Source organism: Pedobacter sp. (assembly GCF_045628745.1).
Classification (GTDB): domain Bacteria; phylum Bacteroidota; class Bacteroidia; order Sphingobacteriales; family Sphingobacteriaceae; genus Pedobacter.
Genome location: NZ_JAZQPU010000044.1, coordinates 1 through 8,484 on the forward strand (window position 1 = coordinate 1; position 8,484 = coordinate 8,484).

The 8,484-nt window shown below is 40.4% G+C and carries 6 protein-coding genes; 1 reads left to right on the forward strand and 5 read right to left on the reverse strand.

The window, feature by feature from the left end; genetic code table 11:
• The 3 genes from ACR2F7_RS01920 to ACR2F7_RS01930 all read right to left on the reverse strand — a co-directional run.
• The coding region (locus ACR2F7_RS01920; protein WP_432711923.1) for an FAD-binding protein at positions 1-822 on the reverse strand (822 nt) is incomplete at its 3' end.
• 27 nt (positions 823-849) lie between these two features.
• Positions 850-1,530 carry a succinate dehydrogenase cytochrome b subunit gene (locus tag ACR2F7_RS01925; protein ID WP_432711924.1) on the reverse strand — a complete coding sequence of 227 codons (681 nt, stop codon included), beginning with the start codon at positions 1,528-1,530 and terminating at the stop codon, positions 850-852.
• 427 nt (positions 1,531-1,957) lie between these two features.
• Positions 1,958-3,481 carry a trypsin-like peptidase domain-containing protein gene (locus tag ACR2F7_RS01930; RefSeq protein ID WP_432711925.1) on the reverse strand — a complete coding sequence of 508 codons (1,524 nt, stop codon included), beginning with the start codon at positions 3,479-3,481 and terminating at the stop codon, positions 1,958-1,960.
• A 167-nt stretch (positions 3,482-3,648) separates the two neighbouring features.
• Between ACR2F7_RS01930 and dapF the strand changes: the two genes are divergently transcribed.
• Complete coding sequence (dapF, locus tag ACR2F7_RS01935) at positions 3,649-4,461, forward strand: diaminopimelate epimerase (protein WP_432711926.1); 813 nt, start codon at positions 3,649-3,651, stop codon at positions 4,459-4,461.
• Positions 4,462-4,468: 7 nt separating this feature from the next.
• Here the strand turns inward: dapF and ACR2F7_RS01940 are convergent, their stop codons facing one another.
• Together ACR2F7_RS01940 and ACR2F7_RS01945 are read right to left on the reverse strand one after the other, a co-directional pair.
• Positions 4,469-6,754, reverse strand: a complete 2,286-nt coding sequence (locus ACR2F7_RS01940) for a helix-turn-helix domain-containing protein (RefSeq protein ID WP_432711927.1) — start codon at positions 6,752-6,754, stop codon at positions 4,469-4,471.
• Positions 6,755-6,797: 43 nt separating this feature from the next.
• The coding region (locus ACR2F7_RS01945; protein WP_432711928.1) for a DUF4153 domain-containing protein at positions 6,798-8,484 on the reverse strand (1,687 nt) is incomplete at its 5' end.

Consider the following 8,484-nt stretch of genomic DNA (forward strand, 5'->3'; position numbering starts at 1 on the left):
AGAAACGGGGATACAAGTAGGGTGAATTTGAGTAAAGCAAGGGTTACCAAAGAAAGCACCTTGTTTGTGGGCTTTCCATGCTGCAGTAGCATTACTTCCCATTGCATTGGTAGAAAGGTAAAAAACGTTTCCGTAACCACCGCTGCAGATTAATACCGCATGACCAAAATGACGTTCTAATTCGCCGGTAATTAAGTTACGTGCAATAATACCACGCGCTTTACCGTCAATTTTAACCACTTCAAGCATTTCATGGCGGGTGTACATTTCTACTTTACCCATACCAATCTGGCGCTCTAAGGCACTGTAAGCACCTAAAAGCAATTGCTGGCCTGTTTGTCCGGCAGCATAAAACGTACGTTGTACTTGAGTACCTCCAAAAGAACGGTTGTCTAATAAACCACCATATTCTCTCGCCAAAGGCACACCTTGAGCAACCGCCTGGTCAATAATATTTGAACTCACTTCAGCTAAACGGTGAACGTTAGCCTCTCTTGAGCGGTAATCACCACCTTTAATCGTGTCGTAAAACAAACGGTAAGTGCTGTCACCATCATTCTGATAGTTTTTTGCAGCATTGATACCACCTTGTGCAGCAATAGAGTGTGCACGACGCGGAGAATCCTGAAAGCAAAAGCATTTTACTTTGTAACCCATTTCAGCAAGGGTAGCAGCAGCCGAAGCACCCGCTAGTCCTGAACCTACAACGATGATTTCAATGCTTCTTTTATTTGATGGATTTACCAGCGGCATCGAAGAACGTAACTTAGTCCATTTATCGGTTAAATCACCTTCTGGTATATTAGCATTTAATTCTGCCATGTTATTTTAAGCTTAGACGTTCAATAATTATTTAATAAAACCTGCATAAATGGCAATCGGCATTAAAGCGAAAACCACAGAAATGATGATGGAATACCAAATACCAGCACCTCTGATGATACCATTGTATTTTTTATGGTTCCAGCCCATAGTTTGAAATGCAGATGCAAAACCATGCAATAAGTGGTAACATAGTGACACCATGGCCAAGACGTACAAAATTACAATCCATACATTGCTGAAAGTTTCTTTCATCACTGCATAAAGATTTTCATAACCATTGGCATCATGCGAAGGAATACCCGTAAACCTGGATACTACCCAAAAGTTAGCCAAATGCACAATTAAAAAGATTAAAAGGAGTGTTCCTAATAAACCCATAGAACGGGAATACCATTTGCTGTTTGCACTTCCATTATAAACGGCGTATTTAACAGGGCGGGCAGCCTGATTTTCAAATGTTAAACGGGCACCTTGATAAATGTGTGCTATTAGGCCCACAAATAATACAATCTCACCAGCTCTGATCAGCCAGTTGTTGGCCATAAAGTTTGCACCGATGTTAAATGTGAGTCCACCATCATTAATAAAGATAAGCGCATTGAGGAAGCAATGCACCAATAAAAATAAAACCAAGAACAGGCCGGTTATGCCCATTGTTAATTTTTTTCCAATAGAAGAGGAAAAAGCGTTTCCGAAACTAGCCATTTGTTTGTTTTTTTTATATTCTGTTCTTGCAAAAGTATTTAATAAATGATTTAATTCGGTAAATCAATGGATAAATCAGCTATTTAGAAACATTCTAAGAATATTAATAATTAAATCTGCATCATGAAAATGTAAAGAGTGATGACAATAGTGTTTGTTTTAAATTCTGATAACACCTGCTTCCTTAAAATATAAAACAGCTAATAGTCAAGTTAACGTTCAGATAGCCTTTATAGGGCGTTGGTAGGGCCTTCGTAGGGCCATGGTATAGCTAAACGATATACAAAGGCCCTGTAATGGCCCTCTAAAATATAGCTAACAGGTAAGGAAACTAATAGTTGCAGTTAAGGGATCATTCAGTGGAAGGCAAAAAAAAATAGGCCGTTCCGATGAGGAACGACCTATTTGTATATTGATTTTTAATTACTTAGAAGGAGAATGTATATTTTCCATTTTCAGAAACACCCGAAATAGTAGTCATTCCATTTTTAGAAGTTGGTAAAGCATCTTCAATGTCTTTTACTGAATTTACAGCTTTTCCATTGATGGTGGTAATCAACATTCCTTTAGGAACATCTAAAGAGTCAAACACTTTTCCTTCTTCAATACCGGTTACAATAACACCATTTTTAACCCCATATTTAGCTTTGATGGCATCAGATGCTGGTGCAAAGCTAGCTCCAAGTTTATTAATGGTTGTACCTGTAGTTTTTGCCGCTAAAGTGGCTTTTGGTTTAGACACACTTTCATCACCTTTTAAGGTAACACCAATGTCTTTCAGTTTGCCTTCTCTTAAAACAGTTAAGCTCACTTTATCACCAGGACTCATTCTACCAATTTTCTCTTGCAAGTCTGGAGAATCATAAATGGTAATACCTTCCACTTTTTTAATGATATCACCTTTTTTAATACCTGCAGCGGCAGCAGCACCATTTGGCAATACATCATTTACATAAAGGCCGTTGATGTCATTAACTTTCAATTGTTGTGCATTTTCGGCATCAAGTGGCACAAAGGTTACCCCAATATAGCCACGTTTTACTTCACCATATTTTTTGAAATCTTCCAGGATCTTTTTAGCAAGGTTCACCGGAATGGCAAAACCATAACCTTCATTAGTTCCTGTTTGAGAAGCAATAGCCGCATTGATGCCAATTAATTCACCATTTGCGTTAACCAAAGCTCCACCAGAGTTTCCAGGGTTAATGGCAGCATCAGTTTGAATGTAAGATTCTATGCTGTTATTGGCACGACTAGGCATTTTACCTGTTCTCTGGTATTCTTCGTACTCTTCTTGTGTAGGTTGTTGCTGTTGTCTGGCTAAAATACCAATAGATCTTGCTTTAGCACTTACAATACCTGCAGTAACGGTAGTTTGCAAATCTAATGGGAAACCAACGGCTAATACCCATTCTCCTACTTGTACCTGGTCTGAGTTACCCATTTTTACAACTGGTAAGTTTGTAGCATCTACTTTAATTAAAGCTAAATCTGTATTAGGGTCCGTACCAATTACCTTGGCAATGACTTTACGTCGGTCAGATAAAACCACTTCAACCTTCTCCGAATTCTCTACCACATGGTTATTGGTTACAATATATCCGTCGGAAGTTAAAATTACACCCGATCCGGATGCTGCTCTAGGTGCACGAGACCTTCTGCCCCCGCCACCAAAGAGCTCTTCCATCATGTCAAAAGGTGAACTTTGCTTGCTGCTGGCACTGCTAAAAGTTGTTCTGATGTGGACTACCGCAGGAGATACCGCAGCTGATGCCTGAACGAAGTCAATGGTGCCTGCTGATGATATTTTAGCCGGGTTGTTTGCAAAAAGCACTTGCTGCTTTTCAGCCAGGGTCATTTCATTATCGTTCCGCTCTAAAAACTTATAGGCGCCAATCGATACTGTTCCGCCTACAAAGGCAGCCAAAACTATTAATCCTATTCTTTTCATTTGCATTTGTTTTTAAATTGTCTTCCAACATCAGGTATTCACTAGACAAAGGAACCTGATAAAGGTTTTTATATCATTGGTTTATTGTTATTTTATCTTCAGATGTTCAAATTTAATACCACATCACCGATATTTGTCTCTTCTCAAACTCATTATTTAGTTAAAAAATGTTAAATCAAGCACAAAATTCCACCATAAAAGTTTCTTTTTTCAAATACCAGGGCGCAGGTAATGATTTTATTCTGGTAGACAACCGTGATGGAAGGTACAATAAACTAAGCGTTAAAACGATAGCAGCGCTATGCGACAGGCGTTTTGGTATTGGTGCAGATGGCTTAATGTTCTTGCAACTCCATCCTGAATATGATTTTGAGATGCTTTATCATAATGCCGATGGCAACCTGGGCAGCATGTGTGGAAACGGCGGCCGTTGTATTGTTGCTTTTGCCAAATACCTCGGCGTTATTGCAGATGAAACTGAATTTTTGGCAGTCGATGGGCCTCATTTTGCCAGAATATCAGCAGCGGGTAACCAGGTTGACCTGCAGATGATTGACGTGGATACCATTGAAAAGGACGGAGAAGCTTTTGTTTTAAACACAGGTTCGCCGCATTATGTGTTACAGGTAAATGACCTGGAAACCATGGACGTTTATCAGCAAGGTAAAGCCATCCGCAATAACGAAACTTATAAAGCGCAAGGCATTAACGTCAACTTCATTGAAGATAAAGGCGATTACCTCTTTGTACGCACTTTTGAAAGAGGTGTTGAAGAAGAAACCTTTGCCTGTGGCACCGGCGTTACTGCCGTAGCCTTATCTATGGCACAACTTAAAGGACAAAGTGGTCAGCTGAGCACCCCAATTAAAGTATTAGGTGGAAACCTCCGCATCGACTTCAATTATACAGCAGGTCAATTTAACCAGATTTTTTTATGCGGACCAGCAGAGCAGGTATTTAAAGGAGAAATTACAATTTAAAGAATGCTTATTCACGGTTGGCCATGTGGGCAGCCAGCCCTATTTTAATTTCGCCGAAGGTATATTCTCTACCCAGGTAATCTCTTAAAGCACTCATCTGTGATGTTTTGAGCTTGTTAATGGCCCCCAGAATGGCGTCAAGCTTTCTGCGGCCAATGACTTCTTTGGCTGAGATTTCCTGCGTGGCCACATAATGTGCCAAATGGCCTTCAATTGTGCCAATCACCATTTTCCGTTCTTCAGCAATTTCTATAGGCGTTTTTCCGCGCTTCAGCAATTGCAAAGAAAGCTCCTTGGTGTCTTCCTTTGGTGCTTTTGTAACGGCCGACTTGCCTTTGCCGGTTGCCGGTTTTCTAGTGGCCGGTTTTTTAGCCGTAAAATCTAAAGTATTGTTCATGGCGAACACCTTTTTCATTTCCAGCGCCCGGTTTTCCTCATCCAACAGCTTGGAAACATCTTTTTTGGTGAATTCCTTGCCCTCAATGGTCGCCTTTAACAAGGCCGTTGCCTTGCGGATATTTTTGTACTGCTCATAAAATAAAGATTCCATCTCCATTAGCTCGGTCAGAAAGGCAATGATCTGCTTCTCCTGTTTAACGAGCTCCATTCTTTCAAAGATATTGCGCGACATCTTCTGTAGAAAAGGGTTGAAATAGTTTTCTGCAGCAAGGGTTCTTTCCAATAATACTTTAAAACCCTGTTCAGATTTATCATGGCAGAGCCTTTGTATCTGTGTAATAAATTTATTGGCACTTGCCTTTTGCTCGCTTAATTCGGCAAGCAGCTTTTGTGCCCATTTATAATGTTTTTGCTTGGCAGATTTATTTAAGTCTTTGGTATAAGAATGCACATGTTCGTACACATAGTTATCCAGATTGGTCAGGTTGAAACATTTTTGCAGGTAGTCTTTCAAAAAGCTATCACTTTCTAATTTAACCTGTTCATTTAAGATTTCACTGGCCTGTTTATTTCTGGAGAACATAGACACATTGGGGTCTTGCATAATGCCAGAGCCAGAAATCTGCGAGGTTAAAATCAGGCCATCCAGCGAACGCAAGCGCGATAAGGCCACATAGATTTGTCCGGGAGCAAATGCATTGCCAATGTCAATAATGGCTTTATCAAAGGTTAAGCCCTGGCTTTTATGGACTGTAATGGCCCAGGCTAACTTTATTGGGTATTGAATATACTTGCCAATCACCTCTTCCTTGATCTCATGGGTAACCTTATCTGTGGTATAACGGATATTTTTCCAGGTATATTTCTCTAAGGTAATACGGTCCTTTGTGCCTTCGGTTTCCACCTCAATCTCATCGGTACCGAGAGCGACCACGGTAGCAATTTTTCCATTAAAAAAGCGCTTTTCTGGCGTAGGGTCATTTTTGATAAACATGACCTGTGCACCGAGTTTCAGTTCAAGGCGCTGCTCAGCAGGGTAAGCAGATTCTGTAAATTCATCTTCTACCTGCGCTTTATAGAAATGTGAAGGTGCTTTGAGCGCCTCCAGGCTTTGCTTGTTTAAGGTGTCAGCACGTAAGTTGTGCGTGGTAAGGGTAATGTATTTATCTTTCAAACCGGGTTTAAAATCTTCCCGGTAGTATTTTTTCAGTAATGCAACATCCTGCTCGGTTACTGCATTATTTCTGAGGTTATTGAGCAGGTTGATAAATACCTCATCTGCCTGTCGGTACACTTTCTCCAGCTCAATATATACAGGAGGATTTTGTTGCAGGGCAATGGCATCAAAAAAGTAGGCACTTTGGTAAAACTCGCCCAGCAATGCCCATTCGTTATTTTTGACTACGGGAGGCAACTGGTGTAAATCGCCGATAAATAAAACCTGTACGCCACCGAAGTTATCATTGTTTTTACGCACATAACGGAGCACCATGTCGATGGCGTCTAAAAGATCTGCCCTCAGCATACTTACCTCATCAATAATCAAGAGCTCCAGGTCCATAAAGATCCGGCGCTTGGTGGTATTCATCTGTAAATGCCTGACAATAGATTTCGGGGTATTATATTGCTGGTTAAAATGGCTATCGCCCGTGGCAGGTTGTTTAGGCAAATAAGTGCCAAAAGGCAGTTGAAATAAGGAGTGTATGGTTACGCCCGCAGCGTTAATGGCCGCAATACCCGTTGGGGCAACAATGACTGCTTTTTTATGCGTTAATTCAATTAAATTGCGCAGAAAAGTTGTCTTTCCTGTTCCGGCTTTTCCCGTCAAAAAGATATGCCGGGAGGTATAATTAATGAATTTCGCAGCCAGTTCTGCAGGGTTAGTATCAGACATATTGCAAAGCTAAACAACTTAATTGAACTCCCGGTGGCACAATTTATTTTATCTTAACCAGCAGGTAGCCCTCGTAATGATAACTTTCATCGCCAAAGTCAGTATCATAACTCAATGACAATTTGGTCATCAACAGGGTCATTTCATAACCTTTAGCAAGGCCATTAACGGCAATACCTTTACCCGGAAGTTCATAATTACGCCCACCATTGCGGGCAACCAGCTTGTTGGCAAGATAGGCTTTGTTAAGGTCGCTGACAGCAGCATTTGGATCGAAAACAACTTCTTGATTAGCCCCTATTTTTACCACTAACTTTCTGTTGTCTTCTATTTTAAGTTTAAAAGACGTACCATTAACAGTCGTTGTAAAATCTGTAGAACCACTCTCTAAAGGAATGAAATAATCATAACCTTTAATGCCAATTGTTTTTTCTTCTTTGCTGATGAGCGAAACATAAGTGCTCCGTCTATAACTTTCATTTTCCTTAACTTTTAAAATAGCAAAAGCTGTATCTACCAAACGTTGTTCCTGCAGGTAGCTCATGCTGTTAATTAATTTAGTTTGTTTCAGAATAGTTTCATTGATGTGCTCAAGGTTTGTGGCAGTAAAGGGTTGCAAAGAAGTCAAGCCATGGTTTAACACCAGGTAACGAATAATAGCAGGCTTCTCCCTTTGTGCCACGGGCGTAGTCAGTTTCATCATTTTATGAAGCCTTTTTGTTTGTGAATATCGGGAAACCGAAAATGCACTTTGAGGACCATAGGCGGCTAATAAAGCCAAAACACATAAACTGATGGGGATGATTTTGATATTGTCTTTTTTGCTGATGAGGAAATAGGCTGTAATGATGGATAACCACAAGGCCAGAATAACCAAAATATAACGGGATTCTGTAATGCCGTAAACACCTACCCTTCTCCACACGGCAAGCAGCAAGAGCACCACCAAAGGAATCATCATGATGTAAAACCAGCGGGAAAATAGCCTGATCCAACCATTACCCTGTTGTTCTTTAATCGGGAAAATCAGCAGCAAAGAAAGAACGCCAAAAACAGCATAGCCTAAAATAAGCGTAGACACCATGCCTTTAGGCATCTGCCATTCGATGATGATTTTTACTTCATAAACCAGTAAAATTAAGAGGTATATACTGAGTAAAGGGATCAGCACATATTGGGTAAACACTTTTAAACCTTTGGGATAAGGCTGAGGTGCTTCATTGAGCACCTTAAAATCGGCTGGAATTCCGGAAAGAAAAAACAGGGTATTGAAACCAATACCCACTACCGTTAACATGTATAAATATATTTTGGAATCAATCTTTACATTAAAGAGTCCATGAATAGCCATTAGGGCAATACCCAGACCCGTATACAGCACAAAAGAATAAAGCCCTGAAGTCAGTATCCTGATGAAAAGCACTTTATTGTATTCCCAGAAGCCAAGCATATTACCTCTTTTGAGGAATGGCGCAAAGGCCACCAACAAGTGGAAGGCAAAAACCAGTAAGGCCACCCTGTAACGGTCGGCTATATAAACATCAGGATTTAGGGTAAAATATAAGGCTGTACATAGCAAGATACAGAATAACCGCAGCGCCCACTTTTGAAGCGAGGTTAAATGATTGACTTCAGCAAACAGGTCTGCAGCAAGGAGTAAAACAAGGCCAAGGTTACACTGCAAGAGCAATTCTAACAATTGTACTTGCTGCTCAGAATTACTTTTTACG

Excerpts from the sequence above, each read along its gene's own strand:
- ACR2F7_RS01925 (WP_432711924.1), bottom strand. The coding sequence starts at position 1,530 with ATGGCTAGTTTCGGAAACGCTTTTTCCTCTTCTATTGGAAAAAAATTA.
- ACR2F7_RS01930 (WP_432711925.1), bottom strand. The coding sequence starts at position 3,481 with ATGAAAAGAATAGGATTAATAGTTTTGGCTGCCTTTGTAGGCGGAACA.
- dapF (WP_432711926.1), top strand. The coding sequence starts at position 3,649 with ATGTTAAATCAAGCACAAAATTCCACCATAAAAGTTTCTTTTTTCAAA.
- ACR2F7_RS01940 (WP_432711927.1), bottom strand. The coding sequence starts at position 6,754 with ATGTCTGATACTAACCCTGCAGAACTGGCTGCGAAATTCATTAATTAT.